At 71.3% G+C, this 23614-nt stretch carries 20 protein-coding genes and 1 pseudogene; 11 read left to right on the top strand and 10 right to left on the bottom strand.

The window, feature by feature from the left end; all coding sequences use genetic code 11:
* Window positions 1–119 precede the first annotated feature (119 nt).
* Entirely contained in the window at window positions 120–590 is a 471-nt protein-coding gene (locus ACGF8A_RS02410) for an SseB family protein (RefSeq protein ID WP_393103372.1), read from the bottom strand.
* 165 nt (window positions 591–755) lie between these two features.
* Between ACGF8A_RS02410 and ACGF8A_RS02405 the strand changes: the two genes are divergently transcribed.
* The 3 genes from ACGF8A_RS02405 (at window position 756) to ACGF8A_RS02395 (ending at window position 4373) form a co-directional block, all read left to right on the top strand.
* Window positions 756–2582 carry an acyl-CoA dehydrogenase gene (locus ACGF8A_RS02405; protein ID WP_393103370.1) on the top strand — a complete coding sequence of 609 codons (1827 nt, stop codon included), beginning with the start codon at window positions 756–758 and terminating at the stop codon, window positions 2580–2582.
* Window positions 2583–2683: 101 nt separating this feature from the next.
* Window positions 2684–3982 (top strand): M18 family aminopeptidase, encoded by a 1299-nt coding sequence (locus ACGF8A_RS02400; protein WP_393103368.1) that lies wholly within the window; start codon window positions 2684–2686, stop codon window positions 3980–3982.
* A 142-nt stretch (window positions 3983–4124) separates the two neighbouring features.
* Complete coding sequence (locus ACGF8A_RS02395; RefSeq protein ID WP_393103366.1) at window positions 4125–4373, top strand: DUF6458 family protein; 249 nt, start codon at window positions 4125–4127, stop codon at window positions 4371–4373.
* 27 nt (window positions 4374–4400) lie between these two features.
* Here the strand turns inward: ACGF8A_RS02395 and ACGF8A_RS02390 are convergent, their stop codons facing one another.
* Together ACGF8A_RS02390 and ACGF8A_RS02385 are read right to left on the bottom strand one after the other, a co-directional pair.
* Entirely contained in the window at window positions 4401–6230 is a 1830-nt protein-coding gene (locus tag ACGF8A_RS02390; protein ID WP_393103364.1) for an NHL domain-containing thioredoxin family protein, read from the bottom strand.
* 59 nt (window positions 6231–6289) lie between these two features.
* Window positions 6290–6676, bottom strand: coding sequence for a cupin domain-containing protein (locus ACGF8A_RS02385; RefSeq protein WP_393103362.1), 387 nt, complete (start codon window positions 6674–6676; stop codon window positions 6290–6292).
* A gap of 134 nt (window positions 6677–6810) precedes the next feature.
* Here ACGF8A_RS02385 and ACGF8A_RS02380 point away from each other — a divergent pair.
* From ACGF8A_RS02380 to ACGF8A_RS02370, 3 genes and pseudogenes are all read left to right on the top strand, one after another.
* Window positions 6811–7020 (top strand): annotated as a pseudogene (locus ACGF8A_RS02380) (helix-turn-helix domain-containing protein); the annotation flags it as partial.
* Window positions 7017–7511: an LURP-one-related/scramblase family protein gene (locus tag ACGF8A_RS02375; RefSeq protein ID WP_393103360.1), complete on the top strand. Its 495-nt coding sequence runs from the start codon at window positions 7017–7019 to the stop codon at window positions 7509–7511. The pseudogene ACGF8A_RS02380 and the gene ACGF8A_RS02375, both read left to right, overlap by 4 nt.
* 297 nt (window positions 7512–7808) lie before the next feature.
* Window positions 7809–8459 carry a class I SAM-dependent methyltransferase gene (locus tag ACGF8A_RS02370; protein WP_393103358.1) on the top strand — a complete coding sequence of 217 codons (651 nt, stop codon included), beginning with the start codon at window positions 7809–7811 and terminating at the stop codon, window positions 8457–8459.
* 347 nt (window positions 8460–8806) lie between these two features.
* Here the strand turns inward: ACGF8A_RS02370 and ACGF8A_RS02365 are convergent, their stop codons facing one another.
* Window positions 8807–9604, bottom strand: a complete 798-nt coding sequence (locus ACGF8A_RS02365; RefSeq protein ID WP_393103356.1) for a carbon-nitrogen family hydrolase — start codon at window positions 9602–9604, stop codon at window positions 8807–8809.
* A 219-nt stretch (window positions 9605–9823) separates the two neighbouring features.
* Between ACGF8A_RS02365 and ACGF8A_RS02360 the strand changes: the two genes are divergently transcribed.
* Window positions 9824–10648, top strand: a complete 825-nt coding sequence (locus ACGF8A_RS02360) for a maleylpyruvate isomerase family mycothiol-dependent enzyme (protein ID WP_393103354.1) — start codon at window positions 9824–9826, stop codon at window positions 10646–10648.
* A 186-nt stretch (window positions 10649–10834) separates the two neighbouring features.
* Here ACGF8A_RS02360 and ACGF8A_RS02355 read toward each other — a convergent pair whose 3' ends face one another.
* Window positions 10835–12154, bottom strand: a complete 1320-nt coding sequence (locus ACGF8A_RS02355) for a nitrate/nitrite transporter (protein ID WP_393103352.1) — start codon at window positions 12152–12154, stop codon at window positions 10835–10837.
* The gene (locus tag ACGF8A_RS02350; protein ID WP_393103350.1) at window positions 12151–12804 is read right to left on the bottom strand and encodes a GntR family transcriptional regulator; all 654 of its coding nucleotides are present in this window, start codon (window positions 12802–12804) and stop codon (window positions 12151–12153) included. Before ACGF8A_RS02350 ends, ACGF8A_RS02355 begins: the two co-directional genes overlap by 4 nt.
* Before the next feature lie 190 nt (window positions 12805–12994).
* Between ACGF8A_RS02350 and ACGF8A_RS02345 the strand changes: the two genes are divergently transcribed.
* Window positions 12995–13894, top strand: coding sequence for a D-alanyl-D-alanine carboxypeptidase family protein (locus tag ACGF8A_RS02345; protein ID WP_393103348.1), 900 nt, complete (start codon window positions 12995–12997; stop codon window positions 13892–13894).
* A gap of 105 nt (window positions 13895–13999) precedes the next feature.
* Here ACGF8A_RS02345 and ACGF8A_RS02340 read toward each other — a convergent pair whose 3' ends face one another.
* The 3 genes from ACGF8A_RS02340 to pdhA are packed head-to-tail and all read right to left on the bottom strand — an operon-like array spanning window position 14000 to window position 17563.
* Window positions 14000–15394: a dihydrolipoamide acetyltransferase family protein gene (locus ACGF8A_RS02340; protein ID WP_393103346.1), complete on the bottom strand. Its 1395-nt coding sequence runs from the start codon at window positions 15392–15394 to the stop codon at window positions 14000–14002.
* 10 nt (window positions 15395–15404) lie between these two features.
* A complete protein-coding gene (locus ACGF8A_RS02335) occupies window positions 15405–16385 on the bottom strand; it encodes an alpha-ketoacid dehydrogenase subunit beta (protein WP_393103344.1) in 981 nt (326 codons plus the stop codon).
* A gap of 2 nt (window positions 16386–16387) precedes the next feature.
* Window positions 16388–17563 (bottom strand): pyruvate dehydrogenase (acetyl-transferring) E1 component subunit alpha, encoded by a 1176-nt coding sequence (pdhA, locus tag ACGF8A_RS02330; RefSeq protein ID WP_393103342.1) that lies wholly within the window; start codon window positions 17561–17563, stop codon window positions 16388–16390.
* A 320-nt stretch (window positions 17564–17883) separates the two neighbouring features.
* Between pdhA and ACGF8A_RS02325 the strand changes: the two genes are divergently transcribed.
* Both ACGF8A_RS02325 and ACGF8A_RS02320 read left to right on the top strand, forming a co-directional pair.
* Window positions 17884–18585, top strand: a complete 702-nt coding sequence (locus ACGF8A_RS02325; protein ID WP_393103340.1) for a response regulator — start codon at window positions 17884–17886, stop codon at window positions 18583–18585.
* A gap of 286 nt (window positions 18586–18871) precedes the next feature.
* Entirely contained in the window at window positions 18872–19915 is a 1044-nt protein-coding gene (locus ACGF8A_RS02320) for a phosphotransferase (protein WP_393103338.1), read from the top strand.
* Window positions 19916–20011: 96 nt separating this feature from the next.
* Here the strand turns inward: ACGF8A_RS02320 and ACGF8A_RS02315 are convergent, their stop codons facing one another.
* The gene (locus ACGF8A_RS02315; RefSeq protein ID WP_393103336.1) at window positions 20012–21586 is read right to left on the bottom strand and encodes a protein kinase; all 1575 of its coding nucleotides are present in this window, start codon (window positions 21584–21586) and stop codon (window positions 20012–20014) included.
* A 335-nt stretch (window positions 21587–21921) separates the two neighbouring features.
* Between ACGF8A_RS02315 and ACGF8A_RS02310 the strand changes: the two genes are divergently transcribed.
* The gene (locus ACGF8A_RS02310) at window positions 21922–23553 is read left to right on the top strand and encodes a protein kinase (RefSeq protein WP_393103334.1); all 1632 of its coding nucleotides are present in this window, start codon (window positions 21922–21924) and stop codon (window positions 23551–23553) included.
* Window positions 23554–23614 lie beyond the last annotated feature (61 nt).

Below are 23614 nucleotides of genomic sequence, written 5' to 3'. Positions count from 1 at the left end.
CCGCCGTCCCCGGGCGCCGCGCGGCGCTTTCGCCACGGCCCGCGTGCGAGCCGGCGGGTCGGCCGACGGCAGTGGCAGCCGAACGAGTTGCGGTCGGCACCGAACCGCCGGGCCGACGTCTAGCCGTACATCCGCCGCATGGCGAAGTCGACCATCTCCTCCACGGCCTTCGCGTCGAACACCATCCGGTGCTCCCCCTCCATGTCGAGGACGAAGCCGTAGCCGGTCGGCAGCAGGTCGATCACCTCGGCGCCGGTGATCACGAAGTACTTGGACTCCTTGCCCGCGTAGCGCCGCAACTCCTTCAGCGAGGTGAACATAGGGATCACCGGCTGCTGGGTGTTGTGCAGGGCGAGGAAGCCGGGGTTGTCGCCCCGCGGGCAGTAGACCTTGGAGGTGGCGAACACCTGCTGGAAGTCCTCGGCGGTCAGCTGCCCGGTGGTGAAGGCGCGCACCGCGTCCGCGAGCGACGGCGGCGACGGCTCCGGGTACAGCGGCGGCTGCTGCCCGTAGCCCCCGGCACCGGGCATCTGCTGCTGCGGCTGGGCGTACTGCTGCCCCACGCCCGCGCTCTGGTCGTAGCCGTACATGCACGCAAGAGTACTGACCGACCACGAGGGCTGAGTCACAGATACCGGGATCGGGGTTGCTTCTTATTACCGACGGGTAGCATCATCTCAGTTACTAGTTGGTACGTGAACTTTGGGTGCGAGGATTCAGTGCCTCGCCGATCTCTCTCAACGGAGCCAGTCGCCATGGGGCACTACAAGTCGAATCTCCGCGACATCGAGTTCAACCTCTTCGAAGTACTGGGGCGCGACAAGGTGTACGGCACCGGCCCGTTCGAGGAGATGGACGTCGAGACCGCCAAGAGCGTCCTGGAGGAGCTGACCCGCCTCTCCGAGAACGAGCTGGCCGAGTCCTTCGCCGAGGCCGACCGCAACCCCCCGGTCTTCGACCCGCAGACCAGCACCGCGCCGGTGCCGGCGTCCTTCAAGAAGAGCTACCAGGCCTTCATGGACTCCGAGTACTGGCGGCTCGGCCTGCCCGAGGAGATCGGCGGCACCACCTCGCCCCGCTCCCTGATCTGGGCCTACGCCGAGCTGATCCTGGGCGCCAACCCGGCCGTGTGGATGTACTCCTCCGGCCCGGCCTTCGCCGGCATCCTCTTCGAGGAGGGCAACGAGGTCCAGAAGCACATCGCCTCGGTCGCCGTCGAGAAGCAGTGGGGCTCCACCATGGTCCTCACCGAGCCCGACGCGGGCTCCGACGTGGGCGCCGGCCGCACCAAGGCCGTCCAGCAGGAGGACGGCTCCTGGCACATCGAGGGCGTGAAGCGCTTCATCACCTCCGGCGAGCACGACATGTCGGAGAACATCCTCCACTACGTCCTCGCCCGCCCCGAGGGCGCCGGCCCCGGCACCAAGGGCCTGTCCCTCTTCCTCGTGCCGAAGTACCTCTTCGACTTCGAGACCGGCGAACTCGGGATGCGCAACGGCGTCTACGCCACCAACGTCGAGCACAAGATGGGCCTGAAGGCCTCCAACACGTGCGAGATGACCTTCGGCGACAAGCACCCCGCCAAGGGCTGGCTGATCGGCGACAAGCACGACGGCATCCGCCAGATGTTCCGGATCATCGAGTTCGCGCGGATGATGGTCGGCACGAAGGCGATCTCCACGCTTTCCACGGGCTACCTGAACGCGCTGGAGTACGCCAAGGAGCGCGTCCAGGGCCCGGACCTGGCGAACTTCATGGACAAGACCGCGCCGAAGGTCACCGTCACCCACCACCCCGACGTGCGCCGTTCGCTCATGACGCAGAAGGCGTACGCGGAGGGCATGCGTGCCCTGGTCATGTACACCGCCTCCGTCCAGGACGCCATCCAGGTCAAGGAGGCGAGCGGCGAGGACGCGGCCGTCGAGCACGCCCTGAACGACCTGCTCCTGCCGATCGTCAAGGGCTACGGCTCCGAGAAGGCCTACGAGCAGCTCGCCCAGTCGCTGCAGACCTTCGGCGGCTCCGGCTTCCTGCAGGAGTACCCGATCGAGCAGTACATCCGCGACGCCAAGATCGACACCCTCTACGAGGGCACCACCGCGATCCAGGGCCAGGACTTCTTCTTCCGGAAGATCGTCCGCAACCAGGGCGCGGCACTGAACTCCCTCGCCGAGGACATCAAGAAGTTCCTGGCGCTCGGCACCGGCGGCGAGGACCTGGCCGGCGCCCGCGAGCACCTCGCCAAGGCGGCCGTCGAGCTGGAGGCGATCGTCGGCCTGATGCTGACCGACCTCGCGGCCACCGAGCAGGACGTCAAGAACATCTACAAGGTGGGCCTGAACACCACCCGCCTGCTCATGGCCTCCGGTGACGTGATCGTCGGCTACCTGCTGCTCAAGGGCGCCGCGGTCGCCGCCGAGAAGCTGGAGTCGGCCACCGCCAAGGACAAGGCCTTCTACGCCGGCAAGATCGCGGCGGCGAAGTTCTTCGCGGCCAACGTCCTGCCCGGTGTGACCCTGGCCCGCAAGATCGCCCAGGGCGTGGAACTGGACCTGATGGAGCTGGACGAAGCGGCCTTCTGACCGGCCCCGCCCACCGGCACCGCGCTTTTCCACAGCGTCCTTACGAGGGCCCGCTCCCGGCCAGGGGGAGTGGGCCCTCGTACGTCGTTAAGGTGAACCCCATGAGCGAACCCTCCCGCTTCGACCGCGGCCACACCGACGACCTCATGTCCTTCCTGGCGGCGAGTCCCTCGCCGTACCACGCCGTGGCGAACGCCGCCGAGCGGCTGGAGAAGGCGGGCTTCCGGCAGGTCGCGGAGACGGACGCCTGGGACGGGACGAGCGGCGGCAGGTTCGTGCTGCGCGGTGGCGCGATCGTGGCGTGGTACGTCCCTGAGGGCGCCGCGCCGCACACCCCGTTCCGGATCATCGGCGCGCACACCGACTCCCCCAACCTGCGCGTCAAGCCACTGCCCGACACCGGCGCGCACGGCTGGCGCCAGGTCGCCGTGGAGATCTACGGCGGACCGCTGCTGAACTCCTGGCTGGACCGCGACCTCGGCCTCGCCGGCCGGCTGACGCTGCGCGACGGCACCACGCGGCTGGTGAACGTCGACCGGCCGCTGCTGAGGGTGCCGCAGCTGGCGATCCACCTGGACCGCTCGGTGTCCTCGGAAGGCCTGAAGCTCGACAAGCAGCGCCACCTCCAGCCCGTCTGGGGCCTCGGCAACGACGTACGCGACGGCGACCTGATCGCCTTCCTGGAGGCGGAGTCGGGCATCGGGCGGGGCGAGGCGACCGGCTGGGACCTGATGGTGCACTCCGTCGAGCCGCCCGCGTACCTCGGCCGTGACCAGGAGCTGATGGCCGGGCCGCGCCTGGACAACCTGCTCTCCGTGCACGCGGGCGTGGCCGCGCTGACCGCCGCCGCGACCGGCAGTGCGGAACCGGCCGCCATCCCCGTGCTCGCCGCCTTCGACCACGAGGAGAACGGCTCCCAGTCCGACACGGGCGCCGACGGCCCGCTGCTCGGCGGCGTCCTGGAGCGCTCGGTCTTCGCCCGCGGCGGCTCGTACGAGGACCGGGCCCGCGCCTTCGCCGCCACCGTCTGCCTCTCCTCCGACACGGGCCACGCGGTGCACCCCAACTACGCCGAACGCCACGACCCCAGCCACCACCCCCGGGTCAACGGCGGCCCCATCCTCAAGGTCAACGTCAACAACCGCTACGCGACGGACGGTTCGGGCCGCGCGGTCTGGGCGGCGGCCTGCGAGAGGGCCCAAGTTCCCTTCCAGTCCTTCGTCTCCAACAACTCCATGCCCTGCGGCACGACCATCGGCCCCATCACGGCGGCCCGGCACGGGATCCGCACGGTGGACATCGGCGTGGCGATCCTGTCGATGCACAGCGCCCGCGAACTGTGCGGCGCGGAGGACCCCGGCCTGCTGGCGCGCGCGCTGGTGGCGTTCCTGGAGGACTGAGCGGCCCTCCGTGGCACATGAGCTGACGGGTGGTGAGGAGACGCTGCCCTCCGTCTGGTGAGGACTGCATTCCGGGGGCGCGGGTACCCGCATCCCACCGGAAGCTCCGGAATCACCGGACCGGAACAGGGAGGCAACACTCATGGGCCTCGGCGGGTGCATCATCCTCATCGCCGTGGGAGCCATCCTCACGTTCGCCACGGACTGGAACATGGAGGGTGTCAATCTCGACCTGGTCGGCGTCATCCTGATGATCGTCGGGCTGATCGGGGTCACCACGTTCAGCAGCATCGCGCGGCGGCGCCGCGTCGTGGTGCCGCCCTCGCAGCCGGTCGTGACGGAGGAACGGCACCCCCGGCGCGACGGCTACAGCGACGGGTACGGGGTGTGACAGCCCACGAGGCCGGGCGTCGCGGAGTCAGGCGTCCAGACCGGCCAGGACGAGGGGCAGGCGGTCCGTCCCCCGCTCGGTGAGCCGGACCGGCACGCCCCAGTCCTGCTGGTGGACGTGGCAGGCGGGGTACTCGTTTGCGGGGTCGTCGTCGCAGGACGCCGCCGTCGCGGAGACGTGCAGCACACCCTCCGGCACGGTGGGGTCCAGCTCCAGGGCGCGGGACAGCTCTGTTCCCGCGCCCTCGCCGTGCTTCAGCAGTTCCGGAGGCGTCGAGGAGACCAGCAGGCGGGTCGAGGGGCCGTAGCGCGTGTCGAGCTTCTGGCCCGCGGGCGCCTCGAAGATCACGTCCAACTGGAGTCGCCCGGAGGCGACTTCCGTGGCCGCGCGCTGTGTGCGGTGGGCGACCGCCTCGACGCGGACCGCGTCCTCCGGCAGCCGCAGCCGGGTCAGGCGGTGCCTGGCCGACTCCACGACGACGATGTCGCCACCGGCCAGCACCGCGTCGCTCGGCTCGCGCAGATCCGTGGCCAGAGTGGTGACTTCACCGGTCGCCGGGTCGAAGCGGCGCAGCGCGTGGTTGTAGGTGTCGCTGACGGCCACCGAGCCGTCGGGCAGGGCCGTGACGCCCAGCGGGTGCTGGAGCAGGGCCTGACCGGCCGGTCCGTCACGGTGGCCGAAGTCGAACAGGCCCGTGCCGACGGCGGTGTGCACGGTGCCGTCGAGATCCACCCAACGCAGGGCGCTCGTCTCCGAGTCCGCCAGCCACAGCCGCTCGGGCGTGGCCGCGAGGCCGGACGGCTGGGCGAACCAGGCCTCGGGGCCGGGACCGTCGACCAGCCCCTCGTTGGTGGTGCCGGCCGCGACGGCGACACCGCCGCCCGCAGGGTCGTAGGCCCAGAGCTGGTGCACGCCCGCCATGGCGATCCACACCCGGCCGGCGAAGACGGCGACGTCCCAGGGCGAGGAGAGGTTCACCTCCCGCGCCGGACCCGACGTGGCGTCGCCCCGCATCCACTGCTTGCCCGTCCCGGCCAGCGTGCCGACCTCGCCGGTGGCGGGATCCAGGCGGCGCAGGGCGTGATTGACGGTGTCGGCGACCACGACCGAGCCGTCGTCGAGGAGGGTGAGGCCCTGCGGCTCGTTGAACGACGCCGCCCCGGCCGGACCGTCGGCGAACCCGCGCGCTCCGGAACCGATCCGCCGGACCACGCTCTCCCCGTCCTCCGCCAGCTCCACCAGCTGATGCCGGGTCGTGTCACTGACCAGGAACGTCCCGCCGGGCAGCAGCAGCGCCTTGCCCGGGAACCGCAGCACCGTCGGCTCCGGCTCCGGCGCCACGTACGGCCCGTCGCCCCGCCGCAGGGTGCCCTTCGCGGCGTGCTCCGCCTCCAGCTCGGTCACCAGCCGCTCGATGGCGTGCACATGCCCCTCACCGGCGTGCTGGGCGACGACGTACCCCTCGGGGTCGATCACCACGAGCGTCGGCCAGGCGCGCACCGCGTACTGCTTCCAGGTGCCGAGCTCGGGGTCGTCGAGCACCGGGTGCTCCACCCCGTACCGCTCCACGGCGTCCGCCACCGCCGCGTGGTCGGCCTCGTGCACGAACTTCGGCGAGTGCACCCCGATGACCACCACGGTGTCCCGGTGCCTGGCCTCCAGCTCACGCATCTCGTCCACGACGTGCAGGCAGTTGATGCAGCAGAAGGTCCAGAAATCGAGGATCACCACACGTCCTCGCAGGTCAGCGAGGCTGTACTGCTTTCCGCCGGTGTTCAGCCAGCCGCCCTTGCCGATCAGCTCGGGGGCACGGACACGGGCGCGGCGGCGGCTCGGGGCGGGGGCGGGATCGGTCATGGTTCAAGGGTGCCACCCGCCACTGACAGTCACGCGACCCGCCGCCCCGCGACCCACAGTCACCCCAGGGCGTGGCCCGTCGTGGAGTCCACGTGGGCCGGGACGTCGTCGTGGCGGTCGCCGACGGTGAGGGTGCCGGTCGGCTCGAACAGGAGGATCGCGGTGGGGACGGGGGCGTACGGCTTGTGCTCGGTACCGCGCGGGACGGTGAACAGGGAGCCCCTGGGCAGCACGACCGTGCGCTCGCCGCCGGCCTCCCGCAGGGCGATGTGCAGCTCTCCCTCGACGACCAGGAAGAACTCGTCGGTGTGATCGTGCGTGTGCCACACGTGCTCGCCCTCGGCCTTGGCGACGCGTACGTCGTAGTCGTTGACGGCGGTGACGATCCGGGGGCTCCACCGGTCGGTGAAGGATGCGAGGGCCTCGTCCAGGGCGATGGGTTCCATGGGGACCATCGTCGGCCGTGGCGCCGTACGCGGACGAGTGCTAGGAATCGCACATGCCGCAAGAATCCTCTCAGCCTGCGGGAGCGCACCGTGTCGTCCTGATCGTCGACGACAACTCCAACCCGTTCGAGAGGACGCCGCTGGCGTGGCTGACCGGGGAGCGGGTGGCCCTGGCGTGCCGGCTCATCGAGCGCGGCGAGGAACGGCTGGACGTGGTGGCCGCCCGCAGCGGGCTGGGCACGGCGGCGAACCTGCGGGCGCGGCTGCGGCGCGAGACCGGCCTCAGCCCGTCGGCCTACCGGCGGCGTTTCGGACCGGCCGCGGGGGAAGCGGTCATGGCATGAGATTCCTCGTGCGCGAACGGCTCCTCGGCTTCGGTGACGACTACTGGATCGAGGACGACAGAGGCGACAAGGCCTACCTCGTCGACGGCAAGGCGATGAGGCTGCGCGACACCTTCGAACTGAAGGACACCCAGGGGAAGGTGCTGGCCGACATCCGGCAGAAGATGTTCGCCCTGCGGGACACCATGCTGATCGAGCGGGACGGCGAGCCGCTGGCCCGCATCAGGCGCAAGCGGCTGTCACTGCTGCGCAACCACTACAAGGTGGTCCTGGTGGACGGCACCGAGCTCGACGTCAGCGGCAAGATCCTCGACCGTGAGTTCGCCGTCGAGTACGACGGTGAACTCCTCGCCGTGATCTCCCGGCGCTTCCTGCACGTCCGGGAGACGTACGGCGTGGACGTCGTCCGGGACGACGCGGACCCGGCGCTGCTGATCGCGGTGACGGTGTGCGTGATCCATCTGGCGGACAAGGAACGGGAGGACGACTAGAGCGTCCCTCCTCGGTGGCTTGCGGACGCCGCTCGTCATGACGGAACGCAGCGTCGGCACGGGGGGCGCGGCGCGCGGCGACGGCCACAAACCCCGACGGCCGACGAGTGCGCGCCGGGCGGGTTCTTCGCGGCCCGGGAGTCCGGCACTCACCGATCAAGGTGAACGGGCTCGGCATCTCCCACACCCCTCGGCCCACCCCGCCGATCCGTCCTCCGTGCCCCCTGGTCGCGGGCCGGCCGGGAGGTACGGCAGCATGGGCGGCCCAGACGCACGTACGACCGGAAGGCCCCGCCCATGACGCCGGCCCCCAAGCCCGAGATCCTCGCCGCGTTCGAGGCGGCCAAGGGGTTCATGCCCGTGGACGAGGGGCTCGCGCTGTACGGGGCGGCCGTCGGGGCGGGGCGGCTCGGGCTGCCGCTGCTGGAGGTCGGCACGTACTGCGGGCGTTCCACGATCCTGCTCGCCGACGCGGCCCGCGCGGCCGGCGTCACCGCGCTCACCGTCGACCACCACCGCGGCAGCGAGGAGCAGCAGCCGGGCTGGGAGTACCACGACCCGCAGACGGTGGACGCCGGCCTCGGCCTGATGGACACCCTGCCGACCTTCCGCCGCACCCTGTACCGGGCGGGCCTGGAAGAGCACGTGGTGGCGCTCGTCGGCCGCTCCCCGCAGATCGCGCGGGTCTGGGGCACGCCCCTCGGACTGGTCTTCGTCGACGGCGGCCACACCGACGAGCACGCGAACGCCGACTACGAGGGCTGGGCCCCGCATGTCGCCGAGGGCGGACTGCTCGTCGTCCACGACGTCTTCCCGGAGCCGGAGGACGAGTTCACCGGCCAGGCGCCGTACCGGATCTATCTGCGGGCGCTCGCGTCGGGGGCGTTCACCGAGGTGTCGGAGACGGGTTCCCTGCGGGTACTGCGCCGCACGGGTGCCGGGCTCTGACCCGGCCGGCGTGCCGGGCACCGGGTCTGCGGGAGGCTCCGCCCGGCAGGCCCTCAAGGGGTGTCCGGCGCCGCCGGGCACGGCCCCGTCACGGGATGCCACCACCGGTTCGGGCGCCGCACGGCCGCTCCCCCGATCGGGCCCGCCACTCGTCCAGGACCCCGCACGGGGCAACCCTCGGCCACGGCCCGCCTCCGTTCACCGCCCGGCCCGTCCCCGGCTTGAGGACCGCCATTCGGCCACCGCCCGGCGACCGCCCCCATGTCGGCGCCACCGCCCGGCCACCGCCCGGTGCAAGCCCCCGCCCGCCCCGGCCCCTCATCCAGGCCCCCGTCCAGGACCCCGATTCAGCGTCGGGGCCGCTGCAGGCCCAGCACCCGGTCCTTCAGCGCCGGGAACTGTTCCCTGGTCGCCGCCACCTTCGCGCAGTCGAGTTCCACCGTGAGGACCTCCTCTTCCGCGCCGGCCTGCGCCAGCACCTCGCCCCACGGATCGACCACGATCGAGTGACCGGCCTGTGGAACTCCCGCGTGCGTCCCGGCCGTTCCACACGCGAGGACGTACGCCTGGTTCTCCACCGCCCGCGCCTGAGCCAGCAGCGTCCAGTGGGAGCGCCGGCGTTCCGGCCACCCCGCCGGGACCACCAGGGTCTCGGCGCCCACGTCGACGAGCCCACGGAACAGCTCGGGGAACCGGAGGTCGTAGCAGGTGGCCAGGCCCAGCGTCGTCGCGCCCGGAAGACGGACGGTCACCAGTTCGTCGCCCGCTCCCATCAGCACGGCCTCACCCTTGTCGAAGCCGAAGCGATGGATCTTGCGGTAGGCGGCGACCAGATCACCGGAGGGAGAGAAGACGAGCGAGGTGTTGTAGAGGGGCCCCTCCGGGTCCCGCTCCGGAATCGAACCCGCGTGCAGCCACACGCCCGTGTCGCTCGCGGCCTTGGCCATGGCCTCGTACGTCGGCCCTTCGAGCGGCTCGGCCTCCCGGCCGAAGTCCTCGTAGGCGAAGGCGCCCGTCGTCCACAGCTCGGGCAGCACCACGAGATCGGTGCCGGCCTGCTGCTGTACCAGAGAGAACGCTCGCTGTCGACGTTCCGCGACCGATTCGCCCTCGTCTACGGCGATCTGGATCAAAGAGGCGCGCACACTACCACCGTCCTGGCGTTCGAGCCGTCCACACAGGCCTACGATCGTCACACGAAAGCACTGCCGGGGTGCCACACAGCAGCGTAACTTTGGGGGTCCCCCCGGTTCGAGCGGAGCCGAGAACCAGGGGAGTTTCGAGACGACGCCGAGTGCAGCCACCTCCCACTGGCACCGCCGCCACAACCTGCCCGTGTACCGACCGCCGAGGGGTCCCGTTCCGTGAGTCTGCATCCCACCCTCCAGCCCTACGCCGACGCCTGGACCCACTCCATCGAAGCGATATCCGAGCTGGTGCAGCCCCTTGTGGAGGGCGAGTGGAACCGGCGGACCCCCTGCCCGGGCTGGTCGGTGCGGGACATCGTCTCGCACGTGATCGGCCTGGACTGCGAGATGCTCGGCGACCCGCGCCCGATCCACACCCTCCCGCGCGACCTGTTCCACGTCACCAACGACCACCAGCGTTACATGGAGATGCAGGTGGACGTACGCCGTCACCACACGGCGCCCGAGATGACCTCCGAGCTGGAGTACACGGTCATCCGGCGCAACCGGCAGCTGCGCGGCGAGTCCCGCGACCCCCGCACCAAGGTGCGCGGCCCGCTCGGCACCGAGCTCACGCTGGAGGAGTCGATGCGGGGCCACGCCTTCGCCGTGTGGGCGCACGAGCAGGACCTGCGCGCCGCCCTCGGCCGCCCCGGCAACCTGGACTCCCCCGGCGCCCACATCGCCCGCGACGTCCTGCTGGCCGAGCTCCCGGAGGTCGTCGCCGCCAAGGCGAACGCGCCGCGCAGCTCGGCCGTCGTGTTCGACGTGCACGGCCCCGTCGAGTTCCTGCGCACCATCCGCGTCGACATCCAGGGCCGCGGCACCCTCGAAACGGCCCCCGCCCTCGGTCCCGCCGCCACCCTGACCCTCGACTGGGAGACCTACGTCCGCCTGGCCTGCGGCCGCGTCACGCCCGAGGCGGCCGCCGACCGCGTCAAGGTGGAGGGCGACGCGGACCTGTCGGCGGCGATCCTGCGGAACTTCACCGTCACCCAGTAGCGCGACGCCGGAGCGCGGATCCGGGGGCGGCAGCCCCCGGCACGCTCACGGCAGCCCTGGCACTGGGCAAGCCCTGGCACGGCGGAAGCCCTGGCGGGCGCACGGACGCCGGACGCGTGACGCCGGGCCCAGGTGGCCGGACGCGTGACGCCGGGCCCAGGCTGCCGGACGCGTGACGCCGGAGGCCTACGCGGGGACGTGCACCGTCTCCACCCGGCTGGCCACCAGCCGCTCCCGCTCCAGCCGCGCCGCCTGCTTCCGCAGCCGCAGCACCTGCGACAGACCCAGCGCCTGCAGCACGAACACGGACGAGAAGGCCACGGTGTAGTCGTCCCCGGTCGCGTCCAGCAGCGCGCCCACCGCGAGCAGCGTGGTCATCGAGGCGACGAACCCGCCCATGTTGGTGATCCCGGACGCCGTCCCCTGCCGCTCGGGCGGATTCGCCGGCCGGGCGAAGTCGAACCCGATCATCGAGGCGGGTCCGCACGCGCCGAGCACCGCGCACAACACGATCAGCAGCCACATCGGCGCCCGGTCGGCCGGGTGGTACACCGTCGCGGCCCACAGCAGCGACGTCGCCGCCACCGTACCGAGCGCGAGCGGCAGCCGCGCCCCGTGATGGCGGGCGACGATCTGGCCGTAGACGAGCCCGACCGCCATGTTCGACAGCACGACGAGGGTGAGCAGTTCACCGGCCGTGGCCCGGGACAGTCCCTGCGCCTCGACCAGGAACGGCATGCCCCACAGCAGCAGGAACACCATCGCCGGGAACTGGGTCGTGAAGTGCACCCACAGCCCCAGCCGGGTCCCCGGCTCCCGCCAGGACGCGGCGATCTGCCGTCGTACGTAAGCGGCCCCCATGTGCGGCGCCGGTTCCGGCTCGTGCCCCTCGGGGTGGTCCTTCAGGAACAGCAGGAGCAGTACGAAGACCACGGCCCCGGCGAGCGCGCTGCCCGCGAACGCGGCCGTCCAGCCGATGCCGTGCAGCAGCCGGGCCAGTACGAGGGTGGAGACCAGGTTGCCCGCCATGCCGGCGAGACCGGCGAGCTGCGCGATCATCGGGCCGCGCCGGGCCGGGAACCAGCGGCTGCCGAGCCGCAGCACGCTGATGAACGTCATGGCGTCCCCGCATCCCAGCAGTGCGCGCGAGGCGAGCGCCATGCCGTAGGTCGGGGAGAACGCGAAGCCCAGCTGCCCGGCCGTGAACAGCACGACGCCCAGGCCCAGCACCTTCTTGGTGCCGAGCCGGTCGACGAGCAGGCCGACGGGTATCTGCATGCCGGCGTAGACCAGCAGCTGGAGGATCGAGAACGTCGACAGCGCGGAGGCGCCCACGCCGAACCGGTCGGCCGCGTCGAGGCCGGCGACTCCCAGCGACGTACGGAAAATGACGGCGACGAAGTAGACCGAGACGCCTGTGCCCCAGACGGCGACGGCGCGCCGGCCGCCTGGGGGTGCCCCCTCTGGAGGAGGATCGCCGGGCCGTGCGACCGAGGCGGAGCTCATCGCACCTCACCCCGCGCCAGGTGCGAGAACCAGCCGATGTGCCGGTGGACGACGCCGACGGCCGCGTCGGGGTCGCCGGAGCGCAACGCGTCCAGGATGTCCTGGTGCTCGGCGAGCGTCTTGGCGATCCGGTCGGGGTGGGAGTGCATGACGGCGACACCCATCCGCAACTGCCGGTCGCGCAGCTGGTCGTAGAGCCGGGAGAGGATCTCGTTCCCGCCGCTGCGGACGATCTCGGCGTGGAAGCTGCGGTCGGTGACGGCGGCGCCTGCCAGGTCCCCGGCGGCGGCCTGCTCCCGCTGCCGTTCCAGAAGTTCTTCGAGGCGCGCGATGAGCCCGGAGGGCGCGGGTACGGCCTTGCGCGCCGCGTGTTCCTCCACCAGCAGGCGGGTCTCGACGACGTCGGCGATCTCCTGCGCGGAGACGGGGAGGACGAGGGCGCCCTTCTTCGGATAGAGCTTGATCAGCCCCTCGGCCTCCAGCCGGAGCAGCGCCTCGCGCACGGGCGTCCTCGACACCCCCACGGCATCGGCCAGTTCGCCCTCGGTGAGGAGGGTGCCGCCTTCGTAACGGCGGTCCAGGACGCCTTGCTTGACGTGGGTGTAGACACGGTCGGCGGCAGGGGGTTGCTTCACGGCGGCCAGGGTCATGCCGACAGGATAGATACAACACGTACGCATGGATGGGCCCGTCCACCATGCGGACCCCGGAAGTCACCGACCCGGCCCCTCCCCCGCACAACCATTCGTGCAACTCACGTGTCACACCCATGCGGCCTCCTGTGCTCCCGTTCAACTCGGCCGCTTCATAGGGGCATTCGACGTATTCGGGGTATCTCAGTTGATAACCGGCATCAAGGGCATCCGTATCCGCAGAGCCGTCGCCGTCACCGCGACGGCCGGCGCCGTGTTCACCACCGGAGCCCTCACCGCGGCACCCGCGCAGGCCGTCGCCGCGCCCACGATCGTGGCCAAGGGCGGCTACGTCATGGACAACGCCACCGGCAGGACGCTGTTCGACAAGTACGCGAACACCACGCGCGCCACCGGCTCCACCACCAAGATCATGACCGCCAAGGTCGTGCTGTCCCAGCCGAACCTGAACCTGGACGCCAAGGTCACGGTGCAGAAGGCGTACAGCGACTACATCGTGTCGAAGAACGCCTCGTCCGCGCGCCTGATCGTCGGCGACAAGGTCACCGTCCGTCAGCTGCTCTACGGGCTGATGCTGCCGTCCGGCTGTGACGCCGCCTACGCGCTCGCCGACAAGTTCGGCACCGGCTCGACCCGCGCCGCGCGAGTGAAGTCGTTCATCGGCAAGATGAACACCACGGCGCGTTCGCTCGGCATGACGAAGACCAAGTTCGACTCGTTCGACGGCATCAGCAACGGCTCGAACTACTCCACGCCGCGCGACCTGACGAAGCTCGCCGGCAACGCGATGAAGAGCGCCACCTTCCGCGCGCTCGTCAAGACGAAGACCACGAAGCAGAAGGTCACCACGAAGAGCGGCGGCTACCGCTACTACACGTGGACCAACACCAACACGCTGCTCAGCAACTACAGCGGCGCCATCGGCGTGAAGACCGGTTCCGGCAGCATCGCCAAGTACTGCCTGGTCTTCGCCGCCACCCGCAACGGCAAGACCGTCATCGGCACGGTCCTGACCTCCACCTCGGCGGCCCAGCGCGAGGCGGACGCGAAGAGGCTCCTGAGCTACGGCTTCGCCCGCCTGGGCTGACGCCACCGCACCACGACGAGGGCGGGAGCCGCATCACCCCGGGGTGCGCGGCTCCCGCCCTCCGTCACGTCGTACCGCGTCGTGCCCTGCGGCCCACGGCCGGTGTCACGCCCAGGTGATCAACCGCTTCGGCTGCTCCAGGATCGCCGCCACGTCCGCCAGGACCTTGGAGCCCAGTTCGCCGTCGACCAGGCGGTGGTCGAAGGAGAGGGCCAGCGTGGTGACCTGCCGCGGCTTGACCTTGCCCTTGTGGACCCACGGCTGGAGCTTGATGGCGCCGACCGCGAGGATCGCGGACTCGCCGGGGTTGAGGATCGGCGTGCCGGTGTCGACGCCGAAGACGCCGACGTTGGTGATGGTCACCGTGCCGCCCTGCATCGCCGACGGGGAGGTCTTGCCCTCCCGGGCCGTGGCGACCAGCTCGCCGAGGGACGCGGCCAGTTGCGGAAGGGTCTTGTCGTGCGCGTCCTTGATGTTCGGCACGATCAGGCCGCGCGGGGTCGCCGCCGCGATGCCCAGGTTGACGTAGTGCTTGAGCACGATCTCCTGGCCGGCCTCGTCCCAGGACGCGTTGATGTCAGGGTTGCGTCTGATCGCCACCAGGAGCGCCTTGGAGACGAGGAGGAGGGGGTTCACGCGCAGGCCCGCGAACTCCTTGTCCTCCTTCAGCTCCTCGACCAGCTTCATCGTGCGCGTCACGTCGACCGTCACGAACTCGGTGACATGCGGCGCGGTGAAGGCCGAGCCGACCATCGCGGCGGCGGTGGCCTTGCGGACGCCCTTGACCGGGACGCGCGTCTCGCGGGCCGCCGGGACCGGCACGGGCGAAGCCGCCACGGGTGCGGCACTCGCCGCCACCGGCTCCGCGGCCGGCGCGGGGGCGGGGGCGTGGGCCGCGGCCGCATGCACGTCCTCGCGCGTGATGATGCCGTCCGGGCCGGTCGGCACGACCACCGCCAGGTCGACGCCGAGGTCCTTGGCCAGCTTGCGCACGGGCGGTTTGGCGAGGGGACGCTGCCGGCCCGACGGGACCCCGGCGGCCGGGGCCGGTGTGCCGTGACCGTTCAGCTCGGCCTGGACGGCGGCCGCGGCCTGCTGCACAGGGGCGTCGGGGCCCTTGCGCGGGCGGCGCTTGGTGGAGGAGGTGGACACGCCGTAGCCCACCAGCACCGGCTGGCGGCCCTCCGGCTTCGGCTCCTCCGCCGGCTCGGCGGGCGCCTCGGGCGCCGGTGCCGCGCCGCCGCTCACGTCCACCGCGATGATCGACGTGCCGACGTCGACCGTGGTGCCCTCGGGGAAGTGCAGTGCGCGCACGACGCCGTCGTACGGGATCGGCAGCTCGACGGCCGCCTTCGCCGTCTCGACCTCGCACACCACCTGGCCGTCGGTGACCGTGTCGCCGGGCTGGACGTACCACTTGAGGATCTCGGCCTCGGTCAGGCCCTCGCCCACGTCGGGCATCTTGAACTCGCGCACGGAAGCTTCCGTCATCGTCGTCACGACCCTCTCCTCAGTACGCCAGCGAGCGGTCGACGGCGTCCAGCACCCGGTCCAGGCCGGGCAGGTACTCCTCCTCCAGGCGGGCCGGCGGGTAGGGGGCGTGGTAGCCGCCGACCCTGAGCACGGGTGCCTCCAGGTGGTAGAAGCAGCGCTCGGTGATCCGGGCGGCGATCTCCGCGCCGGAACCGAAGAACACCGGCGCCTCGTGGACGACGACCAGGCGGCGGGTCTTCTCGACCGACGCCTGGATGGAGTCGAAGTCCAGCGGTGAGATCGAGCGCAGGTCGAGGACCTCCAGCGACTTGCCCTCCTCGGCGGCCGCGTCGGCGACCTCGTGGCAGAGCTTCACCATCGGGCCGTAGGCGGCGAGGGTGAGGTCGGTGCCCTCACGGGTGACGCGCGCCTTGTGCAGCGGGCCGGGGATGGCCTCCGTGCTGACCTCGCCCTTGTCCCAGTAGCGCCGCTTGGGCTCGAAGAAGATCACCGGGTCGTCGCTCTGGATGGCCTGCTGCATCATCCAGTAGGCGTCCGAGGAGTTGGACGGGGAGACGATCTTCAGGCCCGCCACGTGTGCGAAGAGCGACTCGGGGGACTCCGAGTGGTGCTCGACCGCGCCGATGCCGCCGCCGTAGGGGATACGGACGACGACCGGGAGCTTCACCTTGCCGAGCGAGCGCGCGTGCATCTTGGCGAGCTGCGTGACGATCTGGTCGTACGCCGGGAAGACGAAGCCGTCGAACTGGATCTCGACGACGGGTCGGTACCCGCGCAGAGCCAGGCCGATCGCCGTGCCGACGATGCCGGACTCGGCGAGCGGGGTGTCGATGACGCGGCTCTCGCCGAAGTCCTTCTGCAGGCCGTCGGTCACGCGGAACACGCCGCCGAGCTTGCCGACGTCCTCGCCCATGACGACGACCTTGGGGTCGGCCTCCAGGGCGTGCCGCAGCGACTCGTTGATCGCCTTGGCCAGGGCCATCTTCTCCACAGCCATGTTCAGACCCCCTCTACGTCCGTGAACGACGCCTGGTAGGCGGCGAACTGGGCTCGCTCCTCGTCGACGAGCGCGTGCCCGTCCGCGTACACGTTCTCGAAGATGGCGAAACGGTCCGGGTCGGGCATCGCACGGACCGCTTCGCGCACTCGCCTGCCCAACGCCTCGCTCTCGGCCTCCAGTTCCGCGAAGAATCCCTCGTCCGCGTGGTTTGCGGCCTCCAGGTGGCGGCGAAGGCGCAGGATCGGGTCCTTCGCCTCCCAGGCGGCGCGCTCGTCGTCGTGCCGGTAGCGCGTCGGGTCGTCGGAGGTGGTGTGGGCGCCCATGCGGTAGGTGTACGCCTCGACCAGCGTCGGGCCCTCGCCGCTGCGGGCCCGCTCCAGCGCCCACTTGGTGACCGCGAGACAGGCCAGCACGTCGTTGCCGTCGACGCGGACGCCCGGGAAGCCGTAGCCGCGGGCGCGCTGGTACAGGGGCACGCGGGTCTGCTTCTCGGTGGGCTCGGAGATCGCCCACTGGTTGTTCTGGCAGAAGAACACCACGGGGGCGTTGTAGACCGCGGAGAAGGTGAACGATTCAGCGACGTCGCCCTGGCTGGAGGCGCCGTCACCGAAGTAGGCGATGACCGCCGAGTCCGCGCCGTCCTTGGCGACGCCCATCGCGTAGCCGGTGGCGTGCAGCGTCTGGGAGCCGATGACGATCGTGTAGAGGTGGAAGTTGTTGCCGTTCGGGTCCCAGCCGCCGTTGTTCACGCCGCGGAACATGCCGAGCAGGTTGGCCGGGTCGACCCCGCGGCACCAGGCGACGCCGTGCTCGCGGTAGGTGGGGAAGACGTAGTCGTCCTCGCGGGTGGCGCGGCCGGAGCCGATCTGGGCGGCCTCCTGGCCGAGCAGGGACGCCCACAGGCCCAGCTCGCCCTGGCGCTGCAGGGCGGTGGCCTCGGCGTCGAAGCGACGGGTGAGCACCATGTCGCGGTAGAGGCCGCGGAGCTCGTCCGGGGTGATGCCGTCCACGTACCGCTCGTACTCGGCGTTCTTGACGCGCTCGCCCTCGGGCGTCAGAAGCTGTACGAGCTCGGGGTCGGTGTTCTGGGCGGTGTTGCGGGTGGTGCGCTTGGTGCCGGCTTTGCCTCCGGCGCTGCGTCGCGGCTTGCGCGCGGCAGTGCTCTCCACGGTCACGTGTGCTCCTCCGTCGGTCCGGCCCCCGGGATTGCCGGGAAAGCCAGTGCGGCTCACCTGTTCCGTTCCCGTGCACGGGGTGGGTGCCGCTCGGCCGGAACAGGCGTGACAGGTGCCCCGGCGAGCGCCCTGCAACGGTCACGTTACCCAGTGCTCCACATTTCTGTGAAACCCTCCCTGACCTGCGTTTTTGCTTGGAAATCCAAGTAAATCGAAAAGCCGGGAAGGGGGCCTGGTCACAGCCTTGCAGGGGGCCGGAACACCGGCACGTTATCCCGCTCACCCAGCTCTCGGGAAGAGCTGTATGTGAGACTGACCTCGTGCGCGAAAACCGAAAAATACGGGTATTTCTGCTCGACGACCACGAGGTCGTCCGGCGTGGCGTGCACGAGCTGCTCTCGGTGGAGGGCGACATCGAGGTGGTCGGCGAGGCGGGTACGGCGGCCGACGCGCTGGTGCGGATTCCGGCGACCCGGCCGGACGTCGCGGTGCTCGACGTGCGCCTCCCGGACGGCAGCGGCGTCGAGGTGTGCCGCGAGATCCGCGCCCGGGGCGACACCGTCCGGTGTCTGATGCTGACGTCGTTCGCCGACGACGAGGCCCTCTTCGACGCGATCGTGGCGGGCGCCTCCGCGTACGTCCTCAAGGCCGTCCGGGGCGGGGAGCTGCTGTCGGCCGTGCGGGACGTCGCGGCCGGGAGGTCGCTGCTGGACCCCGTGGCGACGGCCCGGGTCCTGGAGCGGCTGCGCGACGGCGGCAGCGGCACCGAGGACGACGCGCGGCTCGCGCGGCTGACCGGCCAGGAGCGCCGGATTCTCGATCTGATCGGCGAGGGGCTCACCAACCGGCAGATCGGCGCCGAACTGCATCTCGCCGAGAAAACGATCAAGAATTACGTTTCCGGGCTGCTCGCCAAACTCGGAATGCGGAGGCGTTCGCAGGCAGCGGCATATGTGGCGCGAATGCAGGCCGGGAAACACTCACAGCGATTCGGGTCCGCCTGTGAACGGGCCCGCGAGTGACCGCGCCCGTGAACGCGGTGATGACCACGCTGACCACGCACCCGCGCCCGGCCGCGCGACCGTCCCTCGGGACGCATGCCGGGGCCGCACACCGGGGCAGCACACCGGGGCCGCAGTCCGGAGCCGGCCCTCCCCAGCCGCCGACCGCGGCAGGAGCCGCCCCCAGAACCGCCCTCGTGACACGCGAAACGCACTTGGGCTGCACTTGTGACCGAAAGCGACCGTCGGCGACTTCGTGTGACAACGCCCAGCTCACGCGCCCGGCAGGTGCCCTAGCATCTGCCGCGTGCCGCGCCCTTGTGTACCACCCCCCGTACCCCATGCGCCCCCGCTGAGCGCCCTTCTGCGCCAGTACGCCGCCGGTTCCGCCCTCACCTGCGACCCCGTCGACCAGGGCCTGCTCAACCGGGGCTACCGGCTCTGCACCACCCGCGGCCGCTACTTCCTCAAGCACCACTTCGACCCCGACACCGCCGATCCCGCCGCCATCGAACGCCGGCACCGGGCCACCCAGCGGCTGGCGGACCTCGGCGTCCCGGTGGCGCCGCCGCTGGCCGGTCGTGACGGGCGCACGGTCGCGGTGGTGGGCGGCCACGCGTACGCCCTGCACCCGTGGATCGACGGCAGGCACCGGCACGGCGGGCAGCTCAGCGCGGGGCAGTGCGCGCGCCTGGGAGCGCTGCTCGGCGCCGTTCACGCGATCCTGGACCGCGTGATGCCGCCCAAGGGGCGCACGCCCCCGGCGACCAGCCCCCACCCCGTGGAGAGCGCCGATCCCGCCGACACGTTCGACCTCATCGACGACCTCCTCGCGCGCGTACGCCGCCACCGCCCCGCCGACTCGTTCGACGAACTGGCCCGCCACCGCCTCCTGGAGCGGCGCGCGCTGCTGGAGCGGCACGCCGGCCGGCGCCCCCCGCGCGGGGGCTCGGTGGGCTGGGTGCACGGCGACTTCCACCCGTTCAACCTGCTCTACCGGGGAAACGCGCCCGCAGCGATCGTGGACTGGGACCGGCTCGGCGTGCAGCCCCGCGCCGAGGAGGCCGTACGCGCCGCCGCGATCTTCTTCGTACGGCCCGTCGGGACCCTCGACCTGCCGAAGGTGCGGGCCTACGCGCGCGCGTACCGGCGTGCCGCCGGGGCCACGCCCTCGGAGCTCGCCGCGGCCGTGCACCGCGTGTGGTGGGAGCGGCTGAACGACTTCTGGATGCTCCGCTGGCACTACGAACGCGGTGACACCCGCGCCGACCCCCAGTTCCCGGCCGCCTCGGCACTGGCGGTGTGGTGGACGCGCGAGTACGACGCGGTGTGCGGGGCGTTCGTGGACTGAGCGGGGCCGGCCCGCCCGACGGCACGCGCGCGTGGAGCCCGGTGGGGCCCGCACACGCGCGTGAGGGGTCCTCGCCGGCGATGCCGGCGCTGCGGATCAGCCGCCCGAGGCGCCCTCGGTCAGGCCCTCGAGCGTGCCACCCGTCGGCTCCGGCTCGCTCGGCTCGGGGTCGGAGGGCTCCGGGTCCGTCGGCTCGGGGTCGGAAGGCTCCGGGTCCGTCGGCGCGGTGTACGTCGGGTCCGTGTCGGTGGGCTTGTCGCTGGGCGTGTACGAGGGGGGGTCCGACGGGGTGTACGACGGCGAGTAGTCGCCCCAGCCGGAGCCGGGGTTGCCGCTGTCCTCGGTGGAGGTGTCCGTGGAGTCGTCGCTCGGCCGATCGCTCGGCTGCTCGCTGGAGGTCTCCTCGTCGGTGGCCTGCGAGCTGGTCGGCGTCGGCGTGGTGCCGCTGCCGCCCTGGCCGCCCCCGCCGTTGTTCAGCGCCAGCGCGACACCGGCCGAGATGGCGATCACCGCGAGCACGGCGAGGATCCACAGCTTGCCCCGGCCGCTGCCCTTGTTGCCGTGCCCCTCGAAACCTCCGTCGTCGCGGCCACCGTGGCCCGGGATCATCGGCTGCGGGATCTGCGTGGTGCCCTCGGCCGAGTGCGGCAGTACGGCTGTGCCCGCCATGCCCATGGCCGGGGTCTTCCCGGAGTCCTGCGCGGTGACGGGACCGGTGTTCCAGGTGCCGGTGTGGGGGCCCTGGTCGTACAGCATCTGCAGGCCGTACTGGACGAGCCCGCGCATCTCCTCCGCCGTCTGGAAGCGGTCGTCGGGCTCCTTGGCGAGCGAGCGCATGACGAGGCCGTCCAGCTCCGGCGGCGAGCCCTCGTGGAGCTCCGACGGCGGGGTGGGGATGTCCTGGACGTGCTGGTAGACCACCGAGAGCGGAGTCTCACCGACGAACGGCGGGCGCAGTGCGAGCAGTTCGTACAGCAGGCAGCCCGTCGCGTACAGGTCGGAGCGGTGGTCGACGGCCTTGCCGAGCGCCTGCTCCGGGGAGAGGTACTGCGGGGTGCCCATGACCATGCCGGTCTGCGTCATCGTCGTGGACGCCCCGTGCAGGGCGCGGGCGATGCCGAAGTCCATCACCTTCACGGCGCCGTTGTGGGTGATGATGACGTTCGCCGGCTTGATGTCGCGGTGCACGATGCCGTGCTGGTGCGAGTAGGCGAGCGCCTCCAGGACGCCGGAGACGATGATCAGGGCCTGCTCCGGGCCGGGCGCCTCGGCGTTGTGCAGCAGATCGCGGATGGTGCGGCCCTCGACCAGCTCCATCACGATGTACGGCACCGACTGGCCGCCCACGACGTCCTCGCCGGAGTCGTACACGGCGACGATGGCGTGGTGGTTGAGGCCGGCCACCGACTGCGCCTCGCGCGTGAAGCGGGCCTTGGACACCGGGTCCTCGGCGAGGTCCGCGCGCAGCAGCTTGACGGCCACGGTGCGCCCGAGGCGCACGTCCTCGGCCGCGAACACCTCGGCCATGCCGCCCCGGCCGAGTCTGCCGGTCAGCCGGTACCGGCCATCCCCGACAAGCCCTCCGTTACCCCACATTTCCGGCGCATCTGACATCCCGCCGCCAGTCGCCTCGGGGTCGGACGGGCCCTGAGCGCGCTGCTGCTGTGCCATCGGTCCTCGCCGTCGTTTCTGCCCGCGGTGCGCGCGGTGTTGTCACGGTCTCCGTCGGCCACGCTACAGCCTTCACACAAGCCGCCGGTCCGAGATGGACACAGGGACCGGTCCAGGACGGACGGCCGTCGAACCGGTCATGAAACCCTCGCGCCGTCGCGCCGTGCAAATCCTGTGTACCGGCCGTACGGCCGCTGTAACGCTTCCGCGACGCTTCTTTCGCTTACGGTCACGGAACGGGCACCGAGCTTGACGTGTCGGTGCCCTGGGGCAGACTTGGCCGGGAGTAGCACTTTCGATCAACGGCGCCTGAAGGCCCACGGGGGATACGGAACATGAGCCAGGACGGCGCACAGGGCCGGTACACGGGGCGGGCACTCGCCGGTGGCCGGTATCAGCTGCGTGACTTGCTCGGCCAGGGCGGCATGGCCTCGGTGCACCTCGCGTACGACGCCGTGCTCGACCGCCAGGTCGCCATCAAGACCCTGCACACCGAGCTGGGCCGCGAACAGGCCTTCCGCGAGCGCTTCCGCCGTGAGGCGCAGGCAGTGGCGAAGCTCACGCACACCAACATCGTCTCGGTCTTCGACACCGGCGAGGACGATCTCGGCGGGCTGACGACGCCGTACATCGTCATGGAGTACGTCGAGGGCCGCCCGCTCGGCTCGGTGCTCGACGAGGACGTACGGCGGGCCGGCGCGATGCCCGCCGACAAGGCGCTGAAGGTCACGGCGGACGTGCTCGCGGCGCTCGAGATCAGCCATGAGATGGGCCTGGTCCACCGGGACATCAAGCCGGGCAACGTGATGGTGACCAAGCGTGGCGTCGTCAAGGTCATGGACTTCGGCATCGCGCGCGCCATGCAGTCCGGGGTCACGTCGATGACGCAGACCGGCATGGTCGTCGGCACCCCGCAGTACCTCTCGCCGGAGCAGGCGCTCGGCCGCGGCGTGGACGCCCGCTCCGACCTTTACTCGGTCGGCATCATGCTGTTCCAACTGGTCACCGGGCGGCTGCCGTTCGACGCGGACTCGCCGCTGGCCATCGCGTACGCGCATGTGCAGGAGGAGCCGCCGGCCGCGTCCTCCATCAACCGGGCGCTGCCGCCGGCCGTGGACGCGCTGATCGCCCGCGCGCTGAAGAAGAACCCGAGCGAGCGCTTCCCGACGGCCGAGTCCATGCGCGACGAGTGCCTGCGCGTGGCGGCGTCCTTCCAGGCGGCCCCGCCGAGCATCGTGCCGGGCGCACCGACGCAGAGCGGCGCGGGCGTCGGCTCCGCGGTGTTCCCGCCGGTCGACCAGGCGACTCCGGCGCCGCCCCAGAGCGGTCTGCAGACGCCGTACCAGCCCCACCCGGCGCCGAACCCGTACGGCACGCCGACGCCCTCCCCGGCGTACGGCTATCCGCAGCAGGGCGGCTACCAGACGCCGCACTCCCCGTACGGGCACCAGCCGACCCCGGGCACCCCGCCGCCGTACAACATCACGCCGCAGGGCCGGACACCCGCGAGCGGCGGCAGGAGCAACAGGCCGGTGATCATCGGCTCGGTCGTGGTCGCCCTGGTCGCGGTCGGCGGCCTGGCCGCGGCTCTCGCGCTGAACGGCGGCGACGGCGCAAACAAGGGCGGGGGCGGCGAGGCGAGCACCTCCGCGTCGTCGACCGAAGTGCCGGGCTACCGGGGGCCGGACACGGCGAAGACGATCGAGAAGGAGGAGTGCACGGAACCGGAGGAGGCGTACAACGACCCCGACAAGATCCGGATCCCGAACTTCCAGTTCAAGAACCTCACCTCGGTCAAGGAGTGCCTCCAGGCCGCCGGCTGGCAGCTGAAGACCAAAGAGGTCCACGAGAACACGTACGGCAAGGACACGGTCATGAACCAGTTCCCGTCCGCGGGGACGGACGCGGACCCGGAGGACATGCCGGAGCTCCTGCTGGAGGTCTCGACGGGCTATCCGCCTTCCTGAGCCGTCGGCCCGGGCAGAGGACGGGGAGAACGCGGAGAAGAACGGCAAGAACGGAAAGAGG

The organism is Streptomyces sp. NPDC047706 (genome assembly GCF_043204795.1).
Classification (GTDB): Bacteria; Actinomycetota; Actinomycetes; order Streptomycetales; family Streptomycetaceae; genus Streptomyces.
Note: the sequence above shows the minus strand (reverse complement) of the source record. Positions and strands in the feature narration are given on the sequence as shown.

Excerpts from the sequence above, each read along its gene's own strand:
- ACGF8A_RS02410 (WP_393103372.1), bottom strand. The coding sequence starts at position 590 with ATGTACGGCTACGACCAGAGCGCGGGCGTGGGGCAGCAGTACGCCCAG.
- ACGF8A_RS02405 (WP_393103370.1), top strand. The coding sequence starts at position 756 with ATGGGGCACTACAAGTCGAATCTCCGCGACATCGAGTTCAACCTCTTC.
- ACGF8A_RS02400 (WP_393103368.1), top strand. The coding sequence starts at position 2,684 with ATGAGCGAACCCTCCCGCTTCGACCGCGGCCACACCGACGACCTCATG.
- ACGF8A_RS02395 (WP_393103366.1), top strand. The coding sequence starts at position 4,125 with ATGGGCCTCGGCGGGTGCATCATCCTCATCGCCGTGGGAGCCATCCTC.
- ACGF8A_RS02390 (WP_393103364.1), bottom strand. The coding sequence starts at position 6,230 with ATGACCGATCCCGCCCCCGCCCCGAGCCGCCGCCGCGCCCGTGTCCGT.
- ACGF8A_RS02385 (WP_393103362.1), bottom strand. The coding sequence starts at position 6,676 with ATGGAACCCATCGCCCTGGACGAGGCCCTCGCATCCTTCACCGACCGG.
- ACGF8A_RS02375 (WP_393103360.1), top strand. The coding sequence starts at position 7,017 with ATGAGATTCCTCGTGCGCGAACGGCTCCTCGGCTTCGGTGACGACTAC.
- ACGF8A_RS02370 (WP_393103358.1), top strand. The coding sequence starts at position 7,809 with ATGACGCCGGCCCCCAAGCCCGAGATCCTCGCCGCGTTCGAGGCGGCC.
- ACGF8A_RS02355 (WP_393103352.1), bottom strand. The coding sequence starts at position 12,154 with ATGAGCTCCGCCTCGGTCGCACGGCCCGGCGATCCTCCTCCAGAGGGG.
- ACGF8A_RS02350 (WP_393103350.1), bottom strand. The coding sequence starts at position 12,804 with ATGACCCTGGCCGCCGTGAAGCAACCCCCTGCCGCCGACCGTGTCTAC.
- ACGF8A_RS02335 (WP_393103344.1), bottom strand. The coding sequence starts at position 16,385 with ATGGCTGTGGAGAAGATGGCCCTGGCCAAGGCGATCAACGAGTCGCTG.
- ACGF8A_RS02315 (WP_393103336.1), bottom strand. The coding sequence starts at position 21,586 with ATGGCACAGCAGCAGCGCGCTCAGGGCCCGTCCGACCCCGAGGCGACT.
- ACGF8A_RS02310 (WP_393103334.1), top strand. The coding sequence starts at position 21,922 with ATGAGCCAGGACGGCGCACAGGGCCGGTACACGGGGCGGGCACTCGCC.